Origin of the sequence: Nitratireductor aestuarii (genome assembly GCF_014641695.1) — a bacterium.
GTDB lineage: Bacteria > Pseudomonadota > Alphaproteobacteria > Rhizobiales > Rhizobiaceae > Chelativorans > Chelativorans aestuarii.
The window spans coordinates 168,615-194,444 of sequence record NZ_BMIF01000006.1; the positions used below are offsets into that span (position 1 = coordinate 168,615).

23 protein-coding genes are annotated in these 25,830 nt (G+C 59.4%); 11 read left to right on the top strand and 12 right to left on the bottom strand.

Features of this window, described 5'->3' with window-relative positions:
- Positions 1 to 7 precede the first annotated feature (7 nt).
- The 5 genes from IEX27_RS11425 to IEX27_RS11445 all read right to left on the bottom strand — a co-directional run bounded on the left by IEX27_RS11425 (position 8) and on the right by IEX27_RS11445 (position 5,563).
- Positions 8 to 1,219, bottom strand: coding sequence for a type II secretion system F family protein (locus tag IEX27_RS11425; protein ID WP_188721181.1), 1,212 nt, complete (start codon positions 1,217 to 1,219; stop codon positions 8 to 10).
- 101 nt (positions 1,220 to 1,320) lie between these two features.
- The gene (locus IEX27_RS11430) at positions 1,321 to 1,857 is read right to left on the bottom strand and encodes a hypothetical protein (RefSeq protein ID WP_188721182.1); all 537 of its coding nucleotides are present in this window, start codon (positions 1,855 to 1,857) and stop codon (positions 1,321 to 1,323) included.
- A complete protein-coding gene (locus tag IEX27_RS11435) occupies positions 1,854 to 2,465 on the bottom strand; it encodes a GspMb/PilO family protein (RefSeq protein WP_188721183.1) in 612 nt (203 codons plus the stop codon). Before IEX27_RS11435 ends, IEX27_RS11430 begins: the two co-directional genes overlap by 4 nt.
- On the bottom strand, positions 2,462 to 3,529 hold the full coding sequence (locus IEX27_RS11440; protein WP_188721184.1) for a PilN domain-containing protein: 1,068 nt from the start codon (positions 3,527 to 3,529) through the stop codon (positions 2,462 to 2,464). The genes IEX27_RS11435 and IEX27_RS11440 overlap by 4 nt, the downstream gene beginning before the upstream one ends.
- Before the next feature lie 231 nt (positions 3,530 to 3,760).
- Complete coding sequence (locus IEX27_RS11445) at positions 3,761 to 5,563, bottom strand: IlvD/Edd family dehydratase (RefSeq protein ID WP_188721185.1); 1,803 nt, start codon at positions 5,561 to 5,563, stop codon at positions 3,761 to 3,763.
- A 516-nt stretch (positions 5,564 to 6,079) separates the two neighbouring features.
- Here IEX27_RS11445 and IEX27_RS11450 point away from each other — a divergent pair.
- Positions 6,080 to 7,708, top strand: a complete 1,629-nt coding sequence (locus IEX27_RS11450) for a GspE/PulE family protein (RefSeq protein WP_188721186.1) — start codon at positions 6,080 to 6,082, stop codon at positions 7,706 to 7,708.
- 10 nt (positions 7,709 to 7,718) lie between these two features.
- Here the strand turns inward: IEX27_RS11450 and IEX27_RS11455 are convergent, their stop codons facing one another.
- From IEX27_RS11455 to IEX27_RS11475, 5 genes are all read right to left on the bottom strand, one after another.
- Entirely contained in the window at positions 7,719 to 8,303 is a 585-nt protein-coding gene (locus IEX27_RS11455) for a DUF3299 domain-containing protein (protein WP_188721187.1), read from the bottom strand.
- A gap of 122 nt (positions 8,304 to 8,425) precedes the next feature.
- On the bottom strand, positions 8,426 to 9,682 hold the full coding sequence (locus tag IEX27_RS11460) for an ABC transporter permease (RefSeq protein ID WP_210315529.1): 1,257 nt from the start codon (positions 9,680 to 9,682) through the stop codon (positions 8,426 to 8,428).
- A complete protein-coding gene (locus IEX27_RS11465; RefSeq protein ID WP_244630333.1) occupies positions 9,679 to 10,305 on the bottom strand; it encodes an ABC transporter ATP-binding protein in 627 nt (208 codons plus the stop codon). Before IEX27_RS11465 ends, IEX27_RS11460 begins: the two co-directional genes overlap by 4 nt.
- A gap of 100 nt (positions 10,306 to 10,405) precedes the next feature.
- Positions 10,406 to 10,939: a DUF2796 domain-containing protein gene (locus tag IEX27_RS11470; protein ID WP_188721189.1), complete on the bottom strand. Its 534-nt coding sequence runs from the start codon at positions 10,937 to 10,939 to the stop codon at positions 10,406 to 10,408.
- Positions 10,940 to 11,061: 122 nt separating this feature from the next.
- Positions 11,062 to 11,871, bottom strand: a complete 810-nt coding sequence (locus IEX27_RS11475) for an IclR family transcriptional regulator (RefSeq protein ID WP_188721190.1) — start codon at positions 11,869 to 11,871, stop codon at positions 11,062 to 11,064.
- A 204-nt stretch (positions 11,872 to 12,075) separates the two neighbouring features.
- On the opposite strand from IEX27_RS11475, the gene IEX27_RS11480 reads away from it, so the two are divergent.
- From IEX27_RS11480 to IEX27_RS11505, 6 genes are all read left to right on the top strand, one after another.
- Positions 12,076 to 12,366, top strand: coding sequence for a DUF1330 domain-containing protein (locus tag IEX27_RS11480; RefSeq protein WP_188721191.1), 291 nt, complete (start codon positions 12,076 to 12,078; stop codon positions 12,364 to 12,366).
- Between the two features lie 218 nt (positions 12,367 to 12,584).
- Complete coding sequence (locus IEX27_RS11485) at positions 12,585 to 13,130, top strand: TRAP transporter small permease (RefSeq protein WP_188721192.1); 546 nt, start codon at positions 12,585 to 12,587, stop codon at positions 13,128 to 13,130.
- Positions 13,127 to 14,404: a TRAP transporter large permease gene (locus tag IEX27_RS11490; RefSeq protein ID WP_188721193.1), complete on the top strand. Its 1,278-nt coding sequence runs from the start codon at positions 13,127 to 13,129 to the stop codon at positions 14,402 to 14,404. The genes IEX27_RS11485 and IEX27_RS11490 overlap by 4 nt, the downstream gene beginning before the upstream one ends.
- Before the next feature lie 274 nt (positions 14,405 to 14,678).
- Complete coding sequence (gene gspD, locus IEX27_RS11495; protein WP_188721194.1) at positions 14,679 to 16,892, top strand: type II secretion system secretin GspD; 2,214 nt, start codon at positions 14,679 to 14,681, stop codon at positions 16,890 to 16,892.
- Positions 16,889 to 17,449 (top strand): prepilin peptidase, encoded by a 561-nt coding sequence (locus IEX27_RS11500; RefSeq protein ID WP_188721195.1) that lies wholly within the window; start codon positions 16,889 to 16,891, stop codon positions 17,447 to 17,449. Before gspD ends, IEX27_RS11500 begins: the two co-directional genes overlap by 4 nt.
- 16 nt (positions 17,450 to 17,465) lie before the next feature.
- Positions 17,466 to 18,320: a type II secretion system protein GspK gene (locus IEX27_RS11505; protein ID WP_188721196.1), complete on the top strand. Its 855-nt coding sequence runs from the start codon at positions 17,466 to 17,468 to the stop codon at positions 18,318 to 18,320.
- Between the two features lie 115 nt (positions 18,321 to 18,435).
- On the opposite strand, the gene IEX27_RS11510 is transcribed toward IEX27_RS11505, so the two are convergent.
- Together IEX27_RS11510 and gbd are read right to left on the bottom strand one after the other, a co-directional pair.
- A complete protein-coding gene (locus IEX27_RS11510; RefSeq protein WP_188721197.1) occupies positions 18,436 to 19,182 on the bottom strand; it encodes an SDR family oxidoreductase in 747 nt (248 codons plus the stop codon).
- Positions 19,183 to 19,216: 34 nt separating this feature from the next.
- On the bottom strand, positions 19,217 to 20,344 hold the full coding sequence (gene gbd, locus IEX27_RS11515; RefSeq protein WP_244630334.1) for a 4-hydroxybutyrate dehydrogenase: 1,128 nt from the start codon (positions 20,342 to 20,344) through the stop codon (positions 19,217 to 19,219).
- 484 nt (positions 20,345 to 20,828) lie between these two features.
- Here gbd and IEX27_RS11520 point away from each other — a divergent pair, with 484 nt between their 5' ends.
- The 4 genes from IEX27_RS11520 to IEX27_RS11535 all read left to right on the top strand — a co-directional run bounded on the left by IEX27_RS11520 (position 20,829) and on the right by IEX27_RS11535 (position 25,778).
- Complete coding sequence (locus tag IEX27_RS11520) at positions 20,829 to 21,713, top strand: 2-hydroxyacid dehydrogenase (protein WP_244630335.1); 885 nt, start codon at positions 20,829 to 20,831, stop codon at positions 21,711 to 21,713.
- A gap of 237 nt (positions 21,714 to 21,950) precedes the next feature.
- A complete protein-coding gene (locus IEX27_RS11525) occupies positions 21,951 to 22,922 on the top strand; it encodes a cupin domain-containing protein (RefSeq protein WP_188721199.1) in 972 nt (323 codons plus the stop codon).
- Positions 22,923 to 23,171: 249 nt separating this feature from the next.
- The gene (locus tag IEX27_RS11530; RefSeq protein ID WP_188721200.1) at positions 23,172 to 24,164 is read left to right on the top strand and encodes a TRAP transporter substrate-binding protein; all 993 of its coding nucleotides are present in this window, start codon (positions 23,172 to 23,174) and stop codon (positions 24,162 to 24,164) included.
- A 321-nt stretch (positions 24,165 to 24,485) separates the two neighbouring features.
- Positions 24,486 to 25,778, top strand: coding sequence for a hypothetical protein (locus IEX27_RS11535; protein ID WP_188721201.1), 1,293 nt, complete (start codon positions 24,486 to 24,488; stop codon positions 25,776 to 25,778).
- Positions 25,779 to 25,830: the final 52 nt, after the last annotated feature.

The window sequence follows — 25,830 nt, forward strand, 5'->3', positions numbered from 1 at the left end:
CCGGCTCCTAACGGACCATGTCATTGAAGGACATCAGGGTAGACATGATCGACACGATCATACCCCCGATCAAAATGCTGATTGTTGCCACCGCCGCAGGGCCGACAAGCCCGACGATACGGGACAGCGAACGTTCCAGCCGGACTTCATAGAAGTCGGCGACACGATAGGAGAGACTTGCGAGTTCACCACTTTGCTCGCCAAGTCTCAACATGCGCACCGCCAGCGGCGGAAGCTGGAGAATCTCAAGTGCGTGGCCAAGCCTGTTGCCCTGCCGCAGCGCGTCGGATGCCTGCTGCGCGCGTACCCGGGCCGCCTCACCATGATCGATGGTGTCGGAGATGAGCTTGAAAGCCAGGGGAACCGCCACACCCGTTTCGACCATGATGCCGAGGAGACGGGCGAAGCGACCTGTCCGGTAGCTGCCCGGTATTTCCGAAACAAGCGGAAGTTTCTTGGCGCTGCCCCACAGCCATGCCCATAGAAGGCCCCGCCGCGCCGCCACGACCAGCAGCAAGACGACGACAGCTAGGGCAAGCAGGAGTTCCAGCCCGTAGGAGCTGAGGAAGTTCGAAACGCCGAACATCACCACCATCATGGTGTCCGTGTCGCCGCCCTGCACGATCATCGGTTCGAACTGGGGAACCACGCCAACCATGAAGAACACCAGGACGCAGATCGTGCCGGCGAACAGGACCGCCGGATACCGCAGTGCGGACTTGACCTTGGATTGCAGAGCCTCGAAATTCTGACGCTCCTCCACGATGCGCGACAGGAGGGTAGGCAACTTGCCGGAGCTCTCCGCAACACGAACCATCGCGACCTGAAATGCCGGAAACAGGGCGGGCCATGCTTCCAGTGCACTGGAAAACGACTTGCCTGAAGCGAGGTCAGTCCGAATGCGGGTGACGACGGGTTCAAGTTTGCCGCTATCGAACTCCTTTTCCATGATCGCCAGCGCTTCGTCGATCCGGATGCCCGCATTGAGCATGATCGACAGATCGGAGAGCAGCTGCGTAACCGCCGCCAGCGGGATTCGCGTGGTGAATATCGGCGCCCGTGCGGCTGACTGCTGTGCTTCTTCTTCGACACTCACCGGGATCAAGCCGCGCGCGCCGAGCTTCTGGATGGCGTCGTCGGAATCCGACGCATCGATCCGGCCGAGTTCAAGCCGCCCTGCGCCATTCAAGGCTTTATACGCGAATGCTGTCGAAGCCATCGCGCGCCTTCAGAGGAGATATTCGTACAAAAACGTCGTTCTTGGAGACCTTCAATCGAGATCTCGGCTGGGTGTTGAACGGTGCAAACCCTCCCACCGGTTTACCCTCCCTGTTCGTATTGAGCGGATTCTCCCTGCGGGACAGGGTTCCAGGGTTGTTGCGACCATTCACCCTCCTCACCACCACCACCGCCAGCCTCATCGGAGAAGCCCAACGTGGCTCGGCCACCCGCTCCGTCGAGCTTGACCTCGAATTGACCAACCACCTTCAAGGTCCATCCTTCACGGCTTTCCCCCATCCGGAGCGTGAAGGCGTTCGTTTCCGCTGGGGAAATGAAGGTGGCACTGTTGAACCTTCCCGAACGCACAACGCCGATCAGCTGCCAATCGGGTGCAGCGGCAGGAATGGGCTCGGGTTCCGGCTCGGGCTCAGGTTCCACAACGACAGGTTCAGGCTCGGGGGCCACGAACTTTGTCGGAGCAGTCCGATCCGGCGAGAACAGGGGCCGTTCCCGAAGGGCCGCGTAGTCGCTCAAGGGGCGCTCCCTGACCGAAAGACTTTCCTCCATGCCGAAGGAGAGGCTAGATGTAATCGCCAGCAGAGCGACGATCAAAGGTACGCGCTGCAGCATCGTCATGACGCAGGCCCCTTCTCCCGGAAGGCGGACAGCGAGACGTTCAGCGACAACGGCCGATCGAGCGAGCCATAGGCCTGGTAGCCTCCCCCTGCCACATCGACCCTGCGGTTCAACCGGAGCCTGAAGCTGTCAACGATCATGACGGGCGACCCTGCCTCTATCGCATAGAGGAGATCTGGCAGCGATTGCTCGACAACTTCGATGTCGGCGGTCAACCGCACCCGTTCCAGATCCTCCAACTGCGGATCGCCGATGCTCGAGACAAGGCCGTCCGTGGGAACATCGACGCGCCTGATAACGGCGCCCACGCGCTCGACGCGCTCGGAAAGCAGGCGCTGGAACTCGGCCGAGACGAGCCCGCTGGTTTGGGAATCGAGAAGTATCTTGCTCTCGCCAAGGTCGAGGGTGGGCGTATCGGCCTGATTGACCGCAGAACTGGATGCCTTGCGTTCAAGCAGGACGGTCCGTTCTTCATAGAGCGCGAGCGCCTGCGCCTCCGCGCGCCAGGTCAGCAGCGTATCGGCGACAACGACCAACGCTCCGACAACCAGAAGCGCAATGACGATGAGGGATTGAAGCCGCTTGTCGCGCCACAGGGTCGTTCTCATCGCAGCGACCCTCCTGTGCGCAGGAGCGGTCGGGTGTCTACCTCAAACTCCGAGGTAACGCCGTCCTCACCACGCAGAGCAGGTCCGACCAACTTGCTGTCTTCGAAACGACCAGACGATTCCAGCGCGGTCAGCACTTCCGGTACGTCGAGCGTACGCCCGGAGAGGCGAATGCGGCCATCGGCGAAAGACACCTCCGTTGCATACGAGTGTAGTGGCAACGCCTCAGCCAGGTCATTCAATGCACCAAGCGCGCTCACGGCGTCGTCCTTGATGTTCAATGCGGTCTGCTCGGGCGCGGTCTCAGCCTTGACTGGCGTGGCTGCGAACGCAATCGCCTGCCGCGCTTTTTCGGCTCGGATCTCGACCGCAGCGCGCCGCTCGGCATAGCTGTCCTTGATCATTGGCCCCACCGCCAGGGCGGCGATGGCTGCGACGATGCTGGCCCCGAGCATGCCGGCGAGAAGAAGCTTCATCCGGCCACGGGTTCCTGTGCCCAATTGGCGGAACGTCGAGACGGTTACGTCGCCCCCTTCGGGCAACGGCGCGGAAATCAGAACCTGGCGGGCCTCCGTCACATTCAGGCATGCCAGGGCAGCAGCAACGCGCGAGCGCGGAACGACCGCGACGGCAACCGTCACCTGCCGCGCCTCGCGGGCAATCTCGAGCACCTTGTGGCCGAAATAGATGTCGGAGACGGGCAGTGGCGAAAGCGCGCCCATACGCGACGCAACAATGCCGTCAAGATGGCTGACCGCCTCCATGGGCAGTTCGATCCGGCGCGCGATCACCCAGCTCGCCGGGATGCCGAGGTGGACCGTCTTCCCGTTCACCGCGCTGCGAAACGCGGCGGATGGTTGAGCATCCTCGGATATTGGCATCGACAGGGGGGCTGACGGCTTGCGGCCCGATACCGGCCGGATTTCAAGCTCACTTCCGTCATCAGCAACCGACCCGATGACGCGGCTACCGGATTTGACGCGTGAAAGCTCATCCAGCAGAGAGGCTGGTCCCGCGATCCAGTCGTCCATGCCGCGGATCACCGCGGTGAAAGGAGAAGCCATCCCGGTCAAACCTTCAAGCGGAAGCGGGGACAGTGCCCGGATTTCCGTCGCGCGTGAGAACTAACCATAACGTATCTTCAGAACATTATTCCAGATCCATCAGAATTCCTCGTCCAGCGGGTACTGAGCCCTCCCGAGAGACTGCGATGAGGCGAATTGCCGGCAAATTGCCCGCCATGGAAGTTGGCGGGCGATGTCTGCCAGGCCATTCGGCCCAGGCAGGAACTGCCCCTAATGGTTGTCGCGGGGCAGGCCGCTCGTGACGGCTATGTTCTGGTATTTCACCGCCGGCTTCAGCACCATTCCCTCGGAAAGCTGGTCAACCATCGACCGCTGGATCTCCTGCCATGGTGTCTGATGCTTTGGATAGGCATAGCCACCCTGGCTCTGCAGATCGGCGCGACGGCGCTCAATCTCCTCGTCCGACACCAGGATATCGGCAGTTCCCTTGCGCAGGTCGATGCGGACGCGGTCACCGGTACGAAGCAGCGCAAGTCCACCACCTACGGCCGCTTCGGGCGAAGCGTTGAGGATCGATGGTGAGCCGGACGTACCGGATTGACGGCCGTCACCGATGCAGGCCAGCGAATGTATGCCCTTCTTGATGAGGTACGCAGGCGGCTGCATGTTCACCACTTCGGCGCCGCCCGGATAACCAACGGGGCCGGCTCCGCGCATGAACAGGATGCTATGCTCGTCGAGGCCGAGTGACGGATCATCGATACGGGCGTGGTAGTCTTCGGGTCCGTCGAAGACGACCGCGACGCCCTCGAAGGCATCGGGATCATCAGGGTTCGACAGATAGCGCTCGCGGAACTCCGGCGAGATCACGCTCGTCTTCATGATCGCGGAATCGAACAGATTGCCCTTCAGGTTGATGAAGCCCGCATCCTTCTTGAGCGGCTCAGAAACCGGGCGAATGACCTTGGTATCGAGGTTCTCGGCATTGGCGCAGTTGTCGCCGATCGTACGGCCGTTGGCGGTGACGGCTCCAGGGTGGGGCAGCAGGCCGGCCTTCAACAGCTCTGCCACAACGGCTGGCACGCCGCCCGCATGGTAATAGTCCTCGCCGAGATATTCACCGGCTGGCTGGAGATTGACGAGCAGCGGAACGTGATGACCGACGTTCTGCCAGTCGTCGGTGGTAAGCGATACGCCGAGATGGCGCGCGACGGCATTGAGATGGATTGGCGCATTGGTCGAACCGCCGATGGCGGAATTGACGACGATCGCGTTTTCGAAAGCCTCGCGGGTCATGATGTCGGAGGGCTTGAGGTCCTCCCACACCATATCCACGATGCGCCAGCCGGTCTGGTAGGCCATTTGGCCGCGTTCGCGATAGGGAGCGGGGATCGCCGCCGAGCCGGGCAACTGCATGCCAAGTGCCTCGGCCAGTGAGTTCATCGTCGTCGCCGTGCCCATCGTGTTGCAGAAACCGACGGACGGCGCCGATGAGGCGACCAGATCCATGAACTGGTTGTAGTCGATCTCTCCGGCAGCGTATCTCTCGCGTGACTTCCAGACGATCGTGCCGGAGCCGGTGCGTTCGCCCTTGTGCCAGCCGTTCAGCATCGGGCCGACAGACAAGGCAATGGCAGGAATGTTGACGGTGGCCGCGGCCATCAGCAACGCCGGAGTGGTCTTGTCGCAGCCGATGGTCAGCACGACGCCGTCGAGCGGATAGCCGTAGAGCACCTCAACGAGCGCGAGATAAGCGAGATTGCGGTCAAGTGCTGCGGTCGGCCGCTTGCCGGTCTCCTGAATCGGGTGGACCGGGAATTCCAGCGGAACACCACCGGCAGCCACAATGCCGTCGCGTACCCGCTTGGCAAGCTCGATATGATGCCGGTTGCAGGGCGACAGGTCAGAGCCCGTCTGGGCGATTCCGATAATCGGCTTTCCGGACTGCAGTTCTTCGCGTGTCAGCCCGTAATTCAGGTACCGCTCGAGATAAAGCGCCGTCATACCAGGATTATCGGGGTTGTCGAACCATTCGCGCGAACGCAGACGCTTCGAACCGTTTACGTTGGACATTTAACACCTCCCAGAACCGTCCTCCGGGACATCGATATGGCATCGGGAATTAACCGACAAGCCCTTTTCAATCGAATGTGGACAAATTGTCCATTTTGTGGAATTTAAAATATAACGCTACGGCGGGTTCGTAAAGATGCACCGCGAGCTGGAGGAGGAGAACCAAGCGTGAGCCGGATCATATCCATTCCTGCCTAAGGATGCGCGGGCAAAAAACGTGTTTTGCGTCACCTGAAACGGCAAAGCGGGTGGCCGGTCTTGGTAAGGATTTGAAGGGCACGAGCACTTGACTCCAGTGCCGCATGGCCTTCTGGTCTGGCAAAGCCTTCCGGTAAACCGTAGGATCGGGAATTATGCCGGGCAGGTTACTCTGCGGACCAAGCCAATAGCCGGATCCGGTTTGCGCAAGCCGGCGTCCGTTGTGCTAAAGGGTCAAGTGCGAAGGTATGTTCAATGAACTCAATGCCTCCAGGCTTACATTCACACTCCCTCCTGGCGGCTTTGTCCGACGCCGGATTGGCGAGCCGTGAAGCGACGCGGGATCTTTTCGGTGAGAACGAGGCCTCACGAGCCTCGGACCTTCACCGCCTGATCGAAGCGCAGATCGTAGACGCCGACGCGCTTGCAGGCTTCCTGTCGTCCTATTATGGCGTGCGGCTTCTCGACCGCCAGCAGCTGGCAGACTACAAGCCTGCCGCGCAGAACCTCTCCAATCGATTTCTCGTGGAGAACTGGATCGCGCCGCTGACGGCGCCGGACGGACACCTTGTCATAGGGGTTCTTCACCCAGGCGACGATGACCCGATTACCGCACTGCGGGCTGTTCTCGACGGGGAAGCAGAGGTGTGCGTCATACCCGCACCCGATCTGGAAACCTGCCTGGAACACCTTTCCGGCGCTCAGTATGTCGCCCAGGCCACCGGCGAAGGAGCGACCTCCGAAGCCGCGATCGATAGCCTGCGCGATCTTGCAAGCGGGGCGCCGGTCGTCGTTGTCGTCGATGACATCTTCAAGCGCGCGCTCGACCTGAGGGCGACGGACATTCACATCGAACCGATGCGCGGAAGGCTCGTCATGCGGTTTCGCATCGACGGTGTGTTACGGATAATGCCTTCGCCGCCGCACGAAATGAGCGATGCTATCGTATCGCGTATCAAGGTGCTCGCCGGCCTCGACATTACCGAGCGCCGGAAGCCTCAGGACGGTGCGATGCGCCTTCCGGTCGGCGACCGCGAAATCGAACTGCGCGTAGCGACCCTTACCTCTATCCACGGTGAGACGGTCGTCATGCGTATCCTGCATCGCGACAGCGTTCTTCTGGATTTTGCGGGCGTGGGTCTCGACGAGGACGATCGGCGGATCATGCACCGGCTGCTCGAGCACACGCACGGCATGATCGCCGTTGCCGGTCCGACCGGTAGTGGCAAGACGACAACACTCGCAGCGGCGCTTTCCAAGCTCAACGATCCCGGCCGCAAGATCGTGACGATCGAGGACCCTGTCGAGTACCAGATTCCGGGCATCGTCCAGTCGCAGATCAACACGGCTGCCGGCATGACCTTTGCGTCGGCACTTCGCGCCTTTGTGCGTCAGGACCCCGATGTGATCCTGATCGGCGAGATGCGTGACGGCGAGACGGCACGCGCTGCGGTCCAGGCAGCTCTCACCGGTCACCTCGTGCTGTCTACCGTCCACGCGAACACTGCAGCAGCTGCCTTCACGCGTATGCGCGACCTTGGCGTGGAGACCTACCTTCTTGTCGGCGCTCTGCGGGGCATCATCTCTCAGCGCCTGTTGCGGCGGCTCTGCGACCACTGCAAGGAAGAGGGGGTTCTTTCGCCCGAGCTCTTCTTCTCCGACACGCGCTATCAGGCTGTCGGGTTCTCTCCGGGTCAGAAGGTTTTCAACGCGGTTGGTTGCGGTCGCTGTAACTCGACGGGCTATCGCGGCCGCATCGCTGTATTCGAGATCCTCGTTCTCGATGAAGCAATCACCGAACTTGCTTCGAAAGGGGCGGATCACGCCATGATCGAAGCACTGGCTCTGGAGCGGGGCATGCGCACCATGTCCCATGACGGCGCCAGAAAGGCAGGCCAGGGTCTGACCTCGCCTGCGGAAGTTCTCAGGGTCACCGGGTTCCGGTGACCGGTCTCTCTTACTCCTGATAAAGTTCGATCGTGTCGCCCTCGAGTATGTAGGCCGATGCGACTTCACTCGAACCATCCACGAAGGAGAGATCCTTCGTTGCGGGCTGAACGCGCATCGTGCCCGTCACCGTAACGCCTTCAAACAAGGCTGTGGGCGCGTACGGGGAGGAAGACTTGAGGTAGACCACCTGGTTCGGCGGCGGCGGCGGCTCATGGATGCACGCCCCGAAATAGGGAACCAGCAGGAACTCGGTCGTCCCGTCCGGGTCGAAATCCAGCGGCAGCAGATAGCCGGAGATGGATATCCGCTCACCATCCAACTTCGGCTCGGTCAGGGTGCCGCGTCTCTCAACCTCCGCCGCCCATTTCTTGTACCGCTCGTAAAGATCATCGATATCGACGCCCTGCTTTTCGAGATCCTCTCTGGCGACGGCAACCCTGTTTCGGGCTTCCTCGCGCGCAGCGGCAACCTCTTCACTTACGTCACCCTTGGGGTAGGCTTCCAGATAGAGGAGATTTCGCAATGCCTGCTGCTGGTCGAACGGTACATCTTCAAAGAAATTTTCCAGCGGTTCGGTTTGCGGAATCAACATCTCCCAATTCAGTTTGGTCGTGCTGACGCTGAATGCAGCGCTGCTGCCGAGGCAGAGTGCAGCCAGAATGAGACCAATGCGACAGAGCATCGATCTCGCGTTGACGAGTAATCCTGCGTATTTCATGTCCTCACCATCATGCCGTCTGCAAGGGACGTCCTGTAAGCGTTGTAGGCCGGCAGCAAACCGGCCAGTATTCCGCCGACCAATATTGCCAGCAGCAACATGGCATCGGTCGTGGATGGAAGCTGAATGACGATGTCGATCCCGAACTGGCGATCGATCAGCGGACGAGCCACCATCAGAACCGCATAGAGCGCGGCGGTGCCGATAGCGATGCCGGCCAGAGTAAGTAGCGTCGCTTCTCCGACCAAGAGTGCAGCAATCGTCCTCGGTCTCGCGCCCAGCGAACGCAGTATAGCGATCTCACGCCGCCTCTCGTTCAAGGTCGACAGGATCATCGCTGATAAGCCCAGCATTGAAGTCACGACAACCATCACGGACACACCCAGCAATGCGGTCTCGGCGGTGCCGACCAGGGCCCACATTTCCTGCAGCGCGAGTCCCGGCAGCACGGCCGAAAGCGGCTCGGCCCTGTACTCGTTGACTGCCCGCTGGAAGCTGATTACCTGGAGTCTCGACTTCAGGCCGATGATGGCCGCGGTAATAGCACTCGGCGGAAGCGACATTTGCCGCAGACGATCCGCCGAGGTGACCTGACCGGGGATCCTTGAACCAGACCGCCAGTCCACATGAATGGCCTCGATCGCCTTGAGACTCACATGGAGGGATTTGTCTGCCGGCGTGCCAGTGCGTACCAAAATGCCGGATACCCGGAAGGGGAGGTCGTCATGCTGCGACCCGATAGAGCCGGCGCCATGCGCGAGGGTGATCTGATCACCGAGCGAATAGCCGAGCCGGCTTGCAACCTCTGAGCCGAGAACGACATCGAACAGGTCATCAAAAGGTCCGCCTGCCTCAAACTTCAGGGTTTGGCCGCGACGATATTTCAGATGCTCGAAATAGTCCGTGGTCGTTCCGATGACCCGATAGCCACGATGGCTGTCGCCAAGCGAGAGCGGAATGGCCCAGGCCACCTCTTTTCGCGAGACAATGTCTTCATAGCTGCGCCACGTGACGTTGTTGGTGGCATTGCCGATGCGAAAGACGGAGTAAAGAAGGAGCTGCATGCCCCCTGACCGCGCACCGATGATCACATCCGCGCCGGATACGGTTCCGGCAAAGCTGTCTCTTGCTCCGCTGCGCACCTTTTCGACACCCAGAAGCAGCATGACGCTGACCGAAATCGCGAGGATCGTCAGCAGAACCGTGATCCAACGGTTGCGCAGGGACTGCAAAGCAAGGCGGGCAATGATCATCTGTTGCTGCCTTCAGTTTTTGAGACTGTCAGGATGTCAGCGAATTCGACGACCCTTGTGAAATGTTGCGCCAGGCGTCGGTCGTGGCTGACCATGATCAGCGTAGCGCCGCTGGCGTCAACCTGATCAAACAGCAGGTCGAGGAAATCCTGCTGCCGGTTCTCGTCGAGAGCCGATGTGGGTTCGTCAGCGACAATGATCTCGGGCGAGCCTATGAGCGCCCGCGCAGCCGCAACGCGTTGCTGCTGTCCAACGCTCAGAGTGGCGGCCTTCTGCCTGCCAATATCTCCAGGAAGGCCCAGGCTCGTCAAGAGCCGGCGGGCTTCACTCTCCAGGCCCCCGGCAGCCACGGTACGCGCGCGACGCGCCGGGGCGAAGTTGAGCGGCAGCAGAACGTTGTCGATGACGGAGCCATAGGGAAGAAGATTGAACATCTGAAAGATAATGCCGAAATGTTCTGCCCGGAACTGGTCACGACCGCTGCCATGCAATTCATTGAGCGGTTGCCCCAGGATCTCCACGCTTCCGGCCTGGGCCGAAGCGATGCCGGTCAGCAGGCTGAGCAGCGTTGACTTCCCGCTACCCGAGGGGCCGAGCAGAAGCAGACGCTCGCCGCGCGGCACCTGAAAGGCGCCGATTGATAAGGTGAATGAATTTCGCGTATTCCACCGATATTCGACACCGCGCAAATTCACGGCGTCGGCTAATGCGTGCGCTTCCACACTATCTTTCCATATACCGGAAATTGCGGGACACGGCCAAGGCGACCTCTCCGTTCTCATCAATGAACGTTACGTTGAGATCGTGGGCGTCGCGGAAGCGATCAAAATAGCGGAAGTTTATCGACTGGGCCTGGGCAGCATCCACACAGGTGAAAGCGTAGTTGGCTCTGAATTCGCTGTGGTGATTTTCGTAGTCTTCGTCGGCCTCAGCCTCTGCCTCCTCATGCCCTTCCGTCTCGTTACCTTCTGCGACAAGCTCTGCTTCAGCGGAGGTGACGGTGCAGCCTGCGGACGGGGGCAACTCAAAGAGCGTCAGAGGTTCCTTGAGGTCGGCGAGCGCAGCCTCGACGGCTCTCTTCTGCCGGGTGGTGTCGGCTTCATGTTCGAACCCGACGATATCCATGCCGGGAGCAACGAACTCCATCTGAATTTCGTTGCCCTCGATGGCGACAATCAGATTTCCGATCCCATGGACGTGTGGACCCAGCTCTCTCAGTTCGTCTTCTGTCTGTGCCAGTGCCGTCGAGGCAAGCATGACGAGGCCAGAAGTAAGTAAGGTCCTTGCGCAGTGATGAAATCGCAACTTGGTATCTCCATACTGACATGATCAGAAGAGGCTATGCGCAGGGGCCGCCGCCCCTGCGCAGCGCTTGTGGGTTAGACCATCCTGGACAATTCAGTGCTGATCTGTTGCGCCGTTTGGCGGACGAGCCGCGCGCAGAGTTCGTGGCTGCGCACGTCGTGGCGATAGACAGGCATGCTGACGCTGACCGCCCCAACGGGTTCCCTGAAGCGATTGAAGATCGGGCTGCCGAGGCAGCGGATATCCGGCTCATTCTCCTCATCGTCGAAGGCGAACCCTTGCTCGCGTGTGCGCTTCAATTCCTCCAGCAGGCTCTCGGGTGTTGTGAATGTCTTGTCGGTATGACGCCTCAGGTCCAGGGTCTTGATAACTTCCACGAGCCGCTGATCTGGAAGGCCGGACAGCCACGCCTTGCCTACGGATGTGGAGTGAAGTTCGACCTGCGCCCCGATGCTGGTTTTCATCTGCACCCGGTTGGAGCCGACGAGCTTGTCTATGTAGACCATCCGGTTGTTGCTCGGCACCGCGAGGTGCACGGTTTCATCCGTTGCATCGCGAAGCGACACCAGAAAATCTCGCGCAATCGAGCGCAGGTCCGAGTCTTCCCAGGCCTTTGCTGCAAGCTGGAGGAGGCGTGGCCCCAGGCGAAACGTTCCGCTCTCTCCTGACTGGATGACGAGGCCCTCAGCAATGAGCGCGGAGACGAGGCGATAGACCGTTCCCCGAGGGAATGGAGCGCGCTTGGTCAGCTGGGCAATGTCCAATGTTCCTGGGGTGTCGGCAATGATCTGCAGCACCGTCATGAACTTCGAGAACGATGCCGCTCCTTGCACGTGAGTGGTCGATCTGAAATCGGCTTCGTCCTGGATATCACTACGGTCCATGGCGTCTCCTTGCGCTTGACAACGGAATATTTGAATAATACAGATTCATGGACAGTGTGTCCATATTGTAGTCACCTTGTTGAAAAGGTAATTCGTCGTACGGTCGAGGAGGATCAACGACACACTCGCGTCCACCAAACGTGACCGTGATGGCCGTCATATCACCCGCGCGATGCTGCGGGAAGTTCTACCGGGAGGAAGTAAATGACCAAAAAGGGATACTGGGTTGCAATGGTCGATATTGCAGACCAGGAAGGTTATAAAGAATACATTGCCTTGAACAAGGCAGCTTTCGACAAGTACGGGGCGACTTTTGTTGTTCGCGCAGGAAAGAGCCAGGTTATGGAAGGCCCGGCCGCGAACCGCCTGGCAGTAATCGAGTTCAAGGACTACGAGACGGCTCTCGCCTGCTATAATTCTCCGGAATATCAGACGGCTATCAAGGCCCGCGAGCCGCATGCCAAGGCACACCTGGCCGTGGTTGAAGGTGTTTAACACCAAAATCATCGCTTAAATTTCTTGTCGAACTTGTTCGAGGGGCCGTCATCTTACCCCTCCAGTGCTGTTCGACCGGATGAGCACAGCAGTTTTTCAATGGGCGATCGGGTGCTTATGCCCGACCGGCATGCTGGAAGCGCCCGCTAACGGTCCCGGATGCTTCTTAAACTGCGACAGGGATCGTTGCATACACCATAGCATTGATAGGAGCAGTCATGCCCACTCCGCTAAAGTGGCTTTTCAAGGTTTTTGACACCCTAATCGTCGTCGGCATGGCCGTCATCAGCATTCTAGTCTTTTCAAATGTCGTACTGCGGTATGGCTTCAGCTCAGGCATTTCGGCAGCCGTTGAACTTTCCCGTGTGATCCTCGTCTGGGTCATTTTCCTGGGGGCAGTGGCGGGTCTGGCCAAAGGCGCACATCTCAGCGTCGACATTTTGATCGCGCGGTTGCCCCAAAAGGCGCGCTTCGTCTGCTTTCTTGTTGCACAAGGCCTGATGCTTTGGTGCTGTTGGCTCCTTGCACAGGGCAGCTGGGCACTTACCCGCATTGAATGGGGCAATGTTACCCCACTCACGGGACTTCCTGTTGGCCTCACTTACGCTGCGGGGCTCTTCGCAGCCGTCATGATGGCTCTAGTCATCCTTATCGAACTGTGGGGCGCGTTGCGCGGCACCCTGCCCAGCACATGGGGGGGAGCACATGCCCAGGAGGCCTCTATGGCCGTAGACCCCGCGCTAACTCAGGAGAAAATTCAGTGAGCGGTTTGGTATTTCTCGGCTCCCTCCTTGGTACGATCAGCATCGGGGTACCCATAAGCTTCGCGCTGATGCTGTCGGCGGTCGCGCTGATGATGCTGATGGGCAATGTAGATGCGCAGATACTGGCCCAGCGGCTGGTCAATGGCGCGGACAGCTATCCACTGATGGCGATCCCATTCTTTCTTATCGCCGGTGAGCTCATGAATGCGGGTGGGCTCTCCCGCCGCATCGTGACAATGGCCCTGGCGCTGGTCGGTCACTTGCGTGGTGGCCTGGGTTACGTGGTCATCGGCACGGGCTTGATTATGGCCAGCCTCTCTGGATCCGCCATCGCTGATACGGCAACGCTGGCCGTCATGTTGATCCCGCTTCTACGCAATGCAGGATACGATATTGACCGGTCCACGGGTCTGATCGCGGCGACGGGCATTATTGCCCCGGTGATCCCGCCCTCCGTCGGCTTCATCATCCTGGGTGTCACAGCCAATATTTCCATCATCGGACTGTTCATGGCTGGCATCGTGCCAGGAATATTGATGGGCTTGAGCCTGGTGGTCGCCTGGTGGTTCGTCTCGAAAAAGGAAACGGCGGCGGTTCAACCAAAGCTTCCGCGCAGAGATCTTCCGAAGGCTCTCATGACCGCCGGCTGGGCGCTGATGCTGCCGGTCATTATCCTGGTCGGCCTGCGTTTTGGCCTGTTCACCCCCACCGAAGCTGGCGTCGTTGCCGCTGCCTATGCTCTGTTCGTTGGATTGGTGGTGTACCGCGAGCTGACGCCGCAGAAGCTATACCATGCATTGCTTGACGCGGGTCGCATGACAGCGGTGATCATGCTGCTGGTTGCAGCCTCCATGGTGACCGGCTTCATGATGACGATCACCAATCTGCCTGGTCAGCTCATCAGTCTTCTTTCACCATTCATAGATATGCCGATCCTCCTGATGGGCATGATCGTTCTGGCGATCTTCATCATTGGCATGGTGCTCGATTTTGCACCTTCGATCACCATCATGGTGCCGATCCTGTTGCCGCTCGTAAAGGCGGCGGGCATCGACCCGGTCTATTTCGGTGTCATGTTTATCATGACCGCTGCCGTCGGTATGATCACGCCCCCTGTAGGAACCGTTTTGAATACAGTGTGCGGGATCAGTCAGGTTTCGATGACATCGGCTCTAAAGGGCGTCTGGCCTTTCCTTATGGCCCAGATGATCCTGATCCTGCTGCTGGTCCTATTCCCGGCATTGGTAACCGTACCAGCGTCATGGTTCTACTAAGCGTCAGAGTTCAAGTTGACCTCTGACGATGGACTACGGCCTGCCGAAGAAGGGTTCCGGCAGGCCCCTGCGATCCCCCTCCTCAATGGGCAGGGGGTGCAGGTGGAAGTTGAACCCTGCGTCGGTTTGAGTGGCCGGGTTGGCCTCTGCTTTAACCAAACCGACAATGTTTCCGACGCTCAAGCGGAAGGCAGTGCTTTATGGTTGTCATGTGTTTAGCAGGACTGTACGTTTCCAAGCGAGTGAGGAGACGTGGGTTGGGTGGAGTGAGTAAGTGAGTGTATTCCGGCAAGGCGGCGTCCGTAGTGCCTATGCCGTGTGGGTTCGCATGGGCTTGGCCTGCACTTTGGCGGTCATGACCGCGTGCACCTCCACTACCGGCTATCTTTCAGATGTTGCCGAGCAACCCAATCCCATGGACAAGGTCGTAAATGCAGATCTGAGTGCACGCAAGCCTTCCGGCGGCGGCTTCCTGTCGGCCCTGGGATTCGGCCGGAAGCAGAATGACCGGCAGGGTCAAATATATAGCGGCTACGAACAGCGGCTTACTCCCAGCGAGGTCCGGTCACTTGACCGGCTGAGCGGCGAACAGTTCGAAGTCAACCTCGAGGATGCCGAGATCAAGGTTGCCGCCCGCAATGTTCTGGGCGAGGTCCTTGGCATCAATTACTCGATCGATCCGCGAGTGGGGGGCAGGGTTACGATCACGACGTCGAAGCCGACGCCGGCCCGCGACATTCTCACGATGTTCGAGTCCGCTTTGCGCAGCAATGGCGTGGCCATGGTTCGCGATAGCGGCAGTCTAAGGCTGATGCCCGCGACTGAGGCTGTCGGTGTCGCCCAGCTCGACCAGGGCACCAGGATTCAGCCAGGTTACGCCGCCACAGTGTTTCCCCTGAAGAATGTTTCCACCAGCACGATCCTGCCGTTGCTTGAAAACTTCCTCGCCCGTCCCGGCATGGTGCGCGAAGATCCCAGCCGCAATGCACTGATCTTCCAGGGAACGGAGGCAGAGCGGATCTCGGCGATCGAAGCCGCGCGCTCGTTCGACCAGGATTGGCTGGCAGAGCAGTCGGTCGGAATATTCCCGGTCAACAACTCCAGCGCCGCAGCGATGATGCCTGAGCTCAACCGCGTGCTCGACATCGGCGAGGGCGGTCGCGGGCGCAACATGATCAGGGTCCAGGTGATCGAGCGCAGCAATGCGCTTCTGGTGGTGGCGAAAACCCGTGAACAGCTGCAGCGTGCGGCAAGCTGGATCCAGCGGCTCGATCGTCTCGACGCGTCTTCCTCCAATTTGCGGGTGTACAAGGCGCAGCATCTGCAGGCGCGGCGTCTTGCTGCGATGGTCAACGAGATCTTCAACGGCGTGTCTGCGTCGTCATCGTCGGCAGCGGACGAACCGGCTTCACAGTTCCCGCCAGGTTCGTTGTCGGATGCTTCCAACTCGGATCCGAATGCTGCAAGTCAGCCGGCCGAAGAAGGTATGGAGGATACCCAGCAGGTCGCAGGTGGTGGCATCAGCCAGCCAGCCTCAGGTGGGGCGAGCGGTGTGCGTATTACCGCAAACCCGGAAAACAACACCATCCTCATCTTCGCAAGGCCTGACCAGCAACGATCGATCGAGCAGGCGATCACTGCACTCGACCGACCGCAGGAACAGGTGGCCATCGAGGCGACGATCGCCGAGGTTACCCTGACCAACGAGTTGCGCTACGGCGTGCAATTCTTCCTGAATTCCAGAAATCTCGGCATGGGCCGGGACGAAGGCTCGGTGGGCCTGTTCAAGGAAGCAGGTCAGGCCGTGATTTCGCGGACGCTTCCCGGGTTCAACCTGCTGCTCGGTCCTGAAACCGAACCGCGTGTTGTCCTCGACGCTCTTCGCGGCGTGACCGAGGTCAAGGTGCTGTCGTCACCATCGGTTGTGGTTCAGGACAACAAGCCTGCCGTCCTGCAGGTGGGTGACGAGATCCCGATCGTGACGCGCACGGCGCAGTCGGTGCTCGATCCAGAGGCGCCGATCGTCAACAACGTCGAATTCCGCAACACGGGCGTGATCTTGAAGGTCCACCCGCGCATCACCGGAAACGGCACCATCAACCTGGTCGTGGAGCAGGAGATCAGCTCTGTCCAGCGAAGCCAGGCGCAATCCCTGACGCCGACCATTTCGCAACGCAAGGTCAGTTCGACCGTGTCGGTGACCAGTGGCCAGACGGTGATGCTCGGCGGCCTGATCAGCGAGCGCCAGCAGCGCGGCCGCGATGGAGTGCCGGTTCTGGGAGACCTTCCACTGATTGGCGACGCATTCAGGTCTAACCAGAACGCCTCATCGCGCACCGAACTCATCATCCTGATAAAGCCGCAGGTGATACGCGACAGCATGGATGCGCAGAACGTGGCGGAGCAGATGCGGTCTCAATTGCGGTTGATGAACGAGCCGTCGAGGAACGTACCGCTGCGACGGCCGGCCAAAACGTTGATCGAATGAAGACATTCACGGCGCGGCCGCGTGCGATCGCGGTTGTGGCGTTCGTCACCGCCGCAGTGACAGCCCCGGCAACCGGCGGGGCAACCACATATACGTTGGTTGCCTGGGGCGTGCTGTGCCTGCTGGCAGCGGCAATAGCCGTTCATGATCTCGCGACGATGCTCATACCCGACCGCTATACGCTGGGTATTCTATTCGTAGGATTTGCCGAGTGGCTGTACGCGTCGGGCGAGCCCGAGGGCCTCGTCATCCATGCATGCGGGGCACTGTTACTGGGAGGGGCGCTGTGGCTGTTCGATCTGTTTTACGAGCGTCTGCGTGGGCAGACCGGGCTTGGGATGGGCGATATCAAGCTGCTAGGAGCGTCTGCATTTCTGGTAGGGATTCCCGGGACCGGGGTGCAGATCATGCTCGCGGCAGCGTCGGCACTGATTTTCATTGCGTTGCGGGCGATACGTCGGCGAAGACCCCTGCGTGCCGTGGCGAAGGTTCCGTTCGGCACCTTCCTTGCGCCAGCACTGGTAATCGTCTGGGCGTGGCTGCCCTCAGCATGGTGATCTTGCGGCAATGGGCGTGAAATCGTCAGCCAGCCGACGGGGTGCGATCCTCGTCAGCGTCCTGTGGATCATGATTTTCCTCGGCTTTCTTGCCGTCATCCTTCGCGTGCAGACGACCGGGGTCGTGGCAGGTGTGCGGCTCACGGAAGACAAGGCGTCCGCGCGCATTCTGGCGGAAGCCGGGCTCGCCATGGTCGCGGCCGAGATCCGCGCTGGCCCGCCCGACGGGGTAGAAAAGGTGAGTGATCGGATATCCTCCGAGATCACGCTGCCGGCCGGGGTCGCTTCCGTCTCTGCAACCAATGAAGCCTTGCGGATTGATCTCAACACCGCAGAACGCCCGCTGATTGTTGGCGCGTTGCGGGCGGCGGGCGCCGCCTCCGTCGCCGTTGAGGAACTGGCGACGAGGATCATCAACCGCCGTTCGCAACCGTCAGATGGACAGCCGCAACCTGGAAGCAACAAGCGGGTGTTTCAGACGGTCTCTGAACTCGCCGCCTTCCCGGGCATTACGCCGAACGTTGCCATTGCCCTCGAGCGTTATCTTACCGTTTCATCCGGCTTGATTGGCGTTCGCCTCGAAGCGCTGGATGAGCGATTGCTAAGCGCCATTCCAAACCTGCCGTCTTCGGCGCGCAGCGCGATCGCGCAGTATGACGCGGGCCGCATCTCCCGCGAGCAGCTCGAAGGCGTGCTTGCAGGGGTCAGTTTCAATACGTCCGGACAGGCTCAAACCTGGCGGTTCGAGCTCACTACGACGCTACAGTCAGGCTACAGCGAAAACTTTGAGGGTTTGATTCTCGTATCCGCCACTGACGAGAAACCCTACCGTGTGCTTGATTGGCACCGCTCAACAACCGAGTTCGAGTGAAACTGCGTCAGGTAGTTTGGTTTTCCGTCTGCATGCGCAAAAAGAGATGGCGATGAGTTTCGAAGCTCATCGCCATCATTTCTCAGTGGCTAGCGCCAAGGCCCCTTGCGGAGCGTCAGAGTCCTCCGGCTACCGTGATAAGCGTGCCTGTCATGAACCCGGAGGCGGGAGAGGCCAGCATCAGCACAGCGCGCGCGATGTCGATTGGCTCCGCGATGCGGCCCATGGGGGTCACGGCCGCGATCTTGGCCGGGCGCTCCGGATTTCCGCCCTGGGTGTGGATGCGCGTATTGGTTGTCCCGACACGTATGGCATTCACGCGGATGCCCTCCGGCGCCAGCTCCTTGCCAGCGCCGTAGGTGATGGATTCCACGGCTCCCTTGGTGGCGGCATAGTGGACATACTCATTGGGGCTGCCCAGGTAGGCAGCGAGTGACGACATGTTAATGATCGTCCCGCCATGTCCACCCTTGCGGGTGGACATGCGTTTCGCTGCCTCCTGAATACAGTACATCACACCGAAGACATTGATCCTGAAGGCAGTTTCCAGCACCTCAGGCTGCAAGTCTTCTATCTTCCCTGCTTTTCCGATGATCCCTGCATTGTTGACGAGGCAGGTCACCCGACCGAGTTGATCGTCGCAGGCGTCGAACAGAGCCTGGATATCCTCCCTCTTGCCCACGTCTCCCTGCACCGCAATGGCGCGGGCGCCTGCTGCCTTGCATGCTTCGACAACTTCAGACGCAGCAGCGGTGTCCGAGAGGTAGTTTATGCAGACATCGTAGCCCTCGCTCGCAAACAGCCGAGCCGTTTCGGCGCCAATGCCGTGGCTCGCGCCTGTCACGATCACAATCGGTCTCATGCGTTGACCTCCTCGCTCATTCACTGTTCGCAGCCTAGAAGACGGTCTCAAGGATCGCGGCGTAGTCTTCCTTGGTCAGCGGGCGAGGATTTGTCGCGTGGCTGTGGTCTGCAAGTGCCCGCTCGCACACCCAATCTATCACGTTCCGGGGAACGCCCATCTCCGACAATTTGGCTGTGATGCCCAGCTGGCGGTTCAACTCGTCCAGCCTGTCGGCAAGCGTTACCCCTTCAAGACCTGCGAGCTTCTCGAGGTGGCGGACCTTCTTGACGACGGTTTCGTCTTCCAGGTTCCAACGAAGGACGGTCGGCATCAGGATGGCGTTGAGGGTGCCATGATGAAGCTTTGCCTCCTTGAGACCGCCCAGTGCATGGCTGAGGGCATGGACGGCTCCGAGACCCTTCTGGAACGTCATGCCGCCTTCGAGGGCGCCCATCATCAAGTCGGTTCGCGCCGCTGCGTTCTGGCCATCTGCGTAGGCGATCGGCAGGGCGTTCCAGATGCGCTGGAAGCCGTCGGTGGCAATCGCCTCGGCAGGCGGATTGTAGCGCGGGGACAGATACGTCTCGATGCAATGCGAAAGCGCGTCAAGTCCGGTAGCCGCGGTCAGTGCCGGAGGAAGACCCATCGTCAGCTCGGGGTCGCAGATCGCCCTGCGTGGGATCATGTACTGGCTGATGAAACCGAGCTTCCGTCCGTCATTCAGCGTGATAAGCGCCGCCCGTCCGACCTCGGATCCGGTACCTGCGGTCGTCGGGATCGCCACGAGCGGTGCCACTGCGCTGGTGATGCGTGCTAAGCCGCCAAGGATCGCCGCATACTGCTCGAGCTCTCCTTTATGGGTGGCCAGCAGCGCGACGCCCTTGGCCAGGTCGATCGGTGAACCCCCGCCGATCGCCACGACTCCGTCGCAGTCGCCTTGCCTGTACAGCTCAAGACCAGCAGCCACCGCGCTTTCCGTCGGATTGGTAGGTACATCCAAGAATACCGGCGCTGATTTCAGGAATGCGAAGCACGGGCGCTCGAGTAGACCCGCAGCTTTGATGCCGTGATCACTAATGACCAATGGGCGTGACACCCCGAGTTCTCGCAAAACGTCTGCGGTCGTCTCACTGGCGCCAAGGCCAAAACTGATATTTGTAAGATAGTTTATAGTATGCACGTCACTACGCTCCTCCGGCAATTTGTCCATTATATGGACGCTTTGTCCAAGTAAATCCTTAGTCCCGTACCTTTGTCAAGCGCTGCCATGTTGTTCATGCGCCATCCGCGTTGACAAAAATGCCGAAGGTCCGTACGAAATGTGGACACTCTGACCATATTGTGATCAACTCTAATTGGTCTTGAAAGTTGGTGGGAGACCGAATTCGCCATCGAAACTGGCCGAAGTTGAATGTTGCGGAAGGATATTGCTTTTCCTGCAATACTACGGGGGAGATTCGTGGCGGAATAGGTCAACTACCTCTTGGAATTGGTGGTTATCTCGCGATCCCTCAGTGGAATTGCTTGGTCCGCTGGCTCCTCACGCCAACCACTGATCTGCCGCGACGAAATCGTCTGCAGCAACACCTTAAACTGGGAGAAAACCCTTGTCGGAACCCGCCACCGTGCTGATACCAGGTTGGATGCACGAGCATGCTCGGGACATGCTCAGAAGCCAATTCAATCTTATCGAAATTCCGGACTGTGACCTTGAAGCCCATCTGACTGCGCAGCAACGGGCTGCGATTCGTGGCGTGGCCTGTTACACAACAATTGACCAGAATTTCATCGATGCCCTCCCCAATCTCGAAATCGTCGCCAACTACGGCGTCGGATATGAGAGAGTAGACGCTGCTTATGCACGCACCAGGAATGTCGTAGTCACAAATACGCCAGATGTCCTGAACGAGGAGGTCGCCGACCTCACTCTGGGGCTGCTTATCAGCGTCGTGCGTGAAATTCCCAAGGCGACAGCTTTTGTTCGCAACGGCGAGTGGAAGACCTCGAGTTTCCCGCACAGCCGCCTCACGCTGCGCAACCGCACCGTTGGCATCTATGGGATGGGCCGAATCGGTCGTTGCATTGCACGGCGCGTCGAAGCTTTCGGGCTTCCCGTTGCTTATCACAGCCGGCGCCCGGCCGAGGGGGTTGATTACGCATACTTCCCCACGCTGCTGGAACTCGCCAGTGCTGTCGATGTGCTCATCTCCATCGTGCCGGGTGGTCCCGCGACCGAAAAGACGGTGAATGCCGAGGTGCTGTCCGCTCTCGGATCTGAAGGCGTATTCATCAACGTGGGCCGCGGAAGCGTCGTGGATGAGGATGCGCTGATCAGCGCCCTGCGAACAGGAACCATTGCGGCAGCGGGCATCGACGTCATCGTGGACGAACCCAATGTGCCGGAAGAGATGTTAGCGCTGGATAATCTGACAGTTCTGCCGCACATCGGATCCGCGTCAGTCAGTACACGCACTGCGATGGCGGACCTTGTGGCGCGGAACATAATTTCGTGGTTCCAGGACGGCGCTGCGATTACGCCTGTACCTTAGGCGTTTCCGGTCAGTCGCAAGGACGTATTTGCCTTTTACGGGTAAACATCGTCGCAATTTTCCACTAGCCAGCTGGCATATGCCACTGAAAGCAGCAAAGTCTGTTGACATACAGCAATAACCTGAGCATCATCATATGTGGACATTGCGTCCACATTATGGTCAGGCGAGGGGCCTGGGAGGGTTTTCTTCAATTCAGGTCGGTATCGCGTTTTCTCTATAGGGAGGAGAGACTTCATGAAACTTATGAAAGGCACATTGGCACTTGTCGGTGCGCTTGTGGTTGGGGCGGCGGGTATCACCGCAGCTAGCGCACAGGTCAATTCTACTGTTAATGTCTGGGCTCCGAAGCCGGTAGCACCGGCGCCGTACAAGTCTCCGCACAAGCCACGCACGACGCTGGAAGACATCCGCTCCAAGATTGCGACGCCTAACAAGCTGAAGACCTGGAAAGTACCGGTCGTCGACGACAAGCATCTGAAGGCATCGTGGCAGCAGCTGGCGGTAGGCGATTCTACGCCGTCCATGCGCGTGCTGGATCACCAGACTGCTTTCATCGTCTGGGAAGGTGAGGTCGAAGTCTCGATCCAGGGTCAGGACCCATTTGTCGCGACAAAAGGTTATATGATTCGCGTCCCGTTCCGTCGTGCGTTCCAGCTGAAGAACGTGGGCTCGGTGCCGTCGCTGTTCTTTGAGATCTTCAACGCAAACGCCACGATCGCCTACCCGGCAGATTCGGCGACCCTGCCCAAGTCCCCGGCGGGCACGGATTGGTACCTGACCCAGCTCCGCGACATGGATAGCCTGACGCGTCAGCCTCAGCCGATTTTCGTCGACTACCTAGCAGCACCTTCAGCTGGCGCGTTCGTGAGCGACGATCGCATGTTCGTCAACCGCATCCGCGGCCAGGCGTTCAATTGCAACATGCAGTCCCCCACGGCTCTTGGACACTACCACGCCGACTATGCTGAATTCTGGTTCATCATGGAAGGTCAGATCCAGTACAACATCGAAGGCCTTGCCCCATTCGTCTCGGAAGCTGGCGATATCGTCTACGTCCCGGCCGGCCGTTGGCACTCGGCAGCTAACTACTGCCCGGGATTCGACACCCGTATTGCGATCAACGGCTATCCTTACGGTTCGCATAACTGGCCAAACACCAACCAGCCCGCGAAGCCGCCGGTTTCCGGCAAGGGATATCTGGACTAGTCTAGCTATAACCCGCCCTCATGACGAGGGCGGGCCTCTGGTCGAACCACCTACGGCGAGGCGGCGGGTATCGATCTGGTGTAGTTCAGGTTGCGTTTATCGCAATCGGGACAGGCACTCTAAACAGTAAGCAGCATACCCTTCGATCTGCTGATCAAGGACGCAATTTCAGTACCGCTGGTCCTGTTTACCTTTTGGAGACAGTTCCTGCATCCTGGTTCCAGCGAACCATTCTTTGGGAGGATAACCATGAAACCATTTCTTCTGACTGCTGCCATTGTTGGAGGGCTGCTTGCCGCCGCTCCTGCCATGGCTCAGAACGCGCGCCTGGGCTACGTACCCACTGAAGACCATCCGGTTGGTGAGGCTTCGCGCTTCTTTGCAAAGGCGGTTGCAGAAAAAACCAATGGCCGAATCAATATCGACACGTTCGGTAACGGCGTTCTCGGCAGCGAACCTGAAATGCAGGCCTCGGTTCAGGCCGGCTTCATCGACATCATGGTTGGCCCTACGCCGAACCTGGTTGGTGTTGTACCGGAATTCATGATCTATGACCTGCCGTTCTTCTACAAGGACTTCGACGCGGTCGATGCCGTCATGGATGGCGAGGTCGGCGAGCAGCTTTTCGCACAGCTGGAAAAAGCCACGGGCATCGTGGGCCTGGCTTGGTGGGACAACGGTTTCCGCCACATGACCAATGGTATCCGCCCCGTAAACACGGTGGAGGATATGGCAGGTCTCAATATCCGCGTTATTCCGAACCCGCTGTTCCTGGCGACCTGGTCGGCTCTGGGTACCAATCCGACGCCGCTTCCATGGCCTGAACTTTACAGTGCTCTCGAAAATGGCGCTGTCGATGCCCAGGAAACACCCTATGCTCTCATCTACACCGCAAGGTTCTATGAAGTGCAGAAGCATCTGGCCAAGACCGGGCATGTCTATACGCCGTTCGTTCTGCTCGCCAGCCAGAAGTGGTTTGCAAGCCTCTCCGATGAGGACAAGGCAGCCGTGATGGAAGCAGCGAAGGAATCCGCAGCATTCCAGCGGGACCTTTCGCGCAAGGCTGCAGAGGATCTGGAAAAGGAACTCGAGGAAAAGGGTTTCCAGATTACCCGGCCTACGCCTGAAGCGCTTTCGGCCATGACCGAGCGCGTTGCGCCCGTCGTAGCAGAGTACAGCGAGAAGATCGGCACTGAGCTGGTCGAGAAGGCACGAGCAGCCATGGCTGCGGTTGCCGAATAGTAGAAGGCTGTGGCGCCAGAGCAAGGTTCGCCTGCTCCGGCGTCCATCAGCAAAAATGGCCCGTAATTGCTGTAGAGCAGTCCTGGAGAAGTCGGAACGAGTTTCCGTTCGGAACTGCGAAGAAACAAAGACCTGAATCATTTCCGCATGTCAACGAGAGGCGGAAATGATCTGGTCGATGCCGCGGGTGGCGCGCGCGAACTACGGCTCGTCTCGGGCGTAAAGCTTAACAAGCTGACTTTGCCTGCACTCTATTTGCCTGACGGCAGTAAAATGCCTGGAATAGTCACGTCTGGAAACTCCAGTTGGGGATACAATATCATGAGCAAGAACACACTCTTCTCGTCGACACGTTTTACTTCAACACTTCTGGCCGCGTCCGCCTTGGCGCTCGTGTCTGCTTCGGCTTGGGCCGATGACAACTCCGCAAACCTCACCCAGTTGGGTGGCGAGAACACGATGCTCGTCAGCCAGAACGGGGACGGCAACACGGCCGCTGGGTCGCAGATCGGCGAGGGCAACTTCCTGCAGCTCGATGCCGCCGGTGATGACAACGTAGCCGACGCCAGTCAGAACGGCGACTATAATGAGGCGTTTACGCGGACAACCGGCAACGCCAACGACCTCACGCTGAGCCAGATCGGCGACGAGAATTCCGCCGAGATCGCGATTGGAGACAACGCCTCCAGCGACGACAACGTGGTGGCCCTGAGCCAGGACTCCAGCGCTTCGTATGGTAACGAAGCCACCATCTACGTCGATGGCAACTCCAACAGTGTTTCTCTCGATCAGATCGGCCAGAGCACCTACAATGAGGCGCTCATCGAAGTCCTGGGCGACCAGAACGGCGTTGCAGTTGAACAGGTTGGCGAGAATTCGGCCAATGTCTATGTGGCCGGCGACGGCAACGGCCTGACGCTGAATCAGGATGGCTCCATTAACGATGCGCTGGTCAGCGTTATCGGCGACTACAACCAACTCGATATCGAGCAATCCGGTTTTGCGAACTCGGCACAGGCAGACGCTTACGGCGACAGCAATGAAGTTGCGCTGAGGCAGACGGGAACAGGCAATATCGGCCAGGTCGGCGCCTATGGAGACGGCAACCTGCTTTCTCTTAATCAGGATGGCGACGCAAACGACGGCGAGTTGGTGATCTCCGGAAATATCAACAACTTTGCGCTCAACCAGATCGGCGATGACAACAGCGCACAGGTGGGTGTGACCGGCGATGGTAACAGTGCGTTGATCGACCAGTTGGGCAACCTCAACCAGGTTGCTCTGAACTTGACCGGTAACGGTAATGGCTCTGGTAGCCTTACAGGTGCGGCAGGAGCCCTGGCAAGCTCGTCCGGCGGTCTGCTCGTAGCTGGCGCGGTGCTGCAGGATTCCTCCTCGGCGCTGACCGGTAACAGCCTGAGCTATGACGTTGTGGGCAACCAGAACCAGTTCGCCTTCGCCCAGATCGGTGGCGGCAACGCCATCATCGGTGAGGTCGGCAATGCCGGTGCGTCGAGCGCCAATCAGGCTGCCGTGTTGCAGAACGGATCGAACAACGTGACGTCGTTCACTCAGAACGGCGCCGGTGGCAATAACCTCTCTGTCTCGCAGTAAGACCAAACGACCGGGCGGTTAAACCGCCCGGTCTAATTATTCGCACAGTAAT

Bases quoted from the DNA above. Each gene is read 5' to 3' on its own strand.
- IEX27_RS11425 (WP_188721181.1), bottom strand. From the start codon at position 1,219: ATGGCTTCGACAGCATTCGCGTATAAAGCCTTGAATGGCGCAGGGCGG.
- IEX27_RS11430 (WP_188721182.1), bottom strand. From the start codon at position 1,857: ATGACGATGCTGCAGCGCGTACCTTTGATCGTCGCTCTGCTGGCGATT.
- IEX27_RS11435 (WP_188721183.1), bottom strand. From the start codon at position 2,465: ATGAGAACGACCCTGTGGCGCGACAAGCGGCTTCAATCCCTCATCGTC.
- IEX27_RS11440 (WP_188721184.1), bottom strand. From the start codon at position 3,529: ATGGCTTCTCCTTTCACCGCGGTGATCCGCGGCATGGACGACTGGATC.
- IEX27_RS11445 (WP_188721185.1), bottom strand. From the start codon at position 5,563: ATGTCCAACGTAAACGGTTCGAAGCGTCTGCGTTCGCGCGAATGGTTC.
- IEX27_RS11455 (WP_188721187.1), bottom strand. From the start codon at position 8,303: ATGTTGATTCCGCAAACCGAACCGCTGGAAAATTTCTTTGAAGATGTA.
- IEX27_RS11460 (WP_210315529.1), bottom strand. From the start codon at position 9,682: ATGATCATTGCCCGCCTTGCTTTGCAGTCCCTGCGCAACCGTTGGATC.
- IEX27_RS11470 (WP_188721189.1), bottom strand. From the start codon at position 10,939: ATGCTTGCCTCGACGGCACTGGCACAGACAGAAGACGAACTGAGAGAG.
- IEX27_RS11475 (WP_188721190.1), bottom strand. From the start codon at position 11,871: ATGGACCGTAGTGATATCCAGGACGAAGCCGATTTCAGATCGACCACT.
- IEX27_RS11480 (WP_188721191.1), top strand. From the start codon at position 12,076: ATGACCAAAAAGGGATACTGGGTTGCAATGGTCGATATTGCAGACCAG.
- IEX27_RS11485 (WP_188721192.1), top strand. From the start codon at position 12,585: ATGCCCACTCCGCTAAAGTGGCTTTTCAAGGTTTTTGACACCCTAATC.
- IEX27_RS11500 (WP_188721195.1), top strand. From the start codon at position 16,889: ATGAAGACATTCACGGCGCGGCCGCGTGCGATCGCGGTTGTGGCGTTC.
- IEX27_RS11510 (WP_188721197.1), bottom strand. From the start codon at position 19,182: ATGAGACCGATTGTGATCGTGACAGGCGCGAGCCACGGCATTGGCGCC.
- IEX27_RS11520 (WP_244630335.1), top strand. From the start codon at position 20,829: ATGCTCAGAAGCCAATTCAATCTTATCGAAATTCCGGACTGTGACCTT.
- IEX27_RS11525 (WP_188721199.1), top strand. From the start codon at position 21,951: ATGAAACTTATGAAAGGCACATTGGCACTTGTCGGTGCGCTTGTGGTT.
- IEX27_RS11530 (WP_188721200.1), top strand. From the start codon at position 23,172: ATGAAACCATTTCTTCTGACTGCTGCCATTGTTGGAGGGCTGCTTGCC.
- IEX27_RS11535 (WP_188721201.1), top strand. From the start codon at position 24,486: ATGAGCAAGAACACACTCTTCTCGTCGACACGTTTTACTTCAACACTT.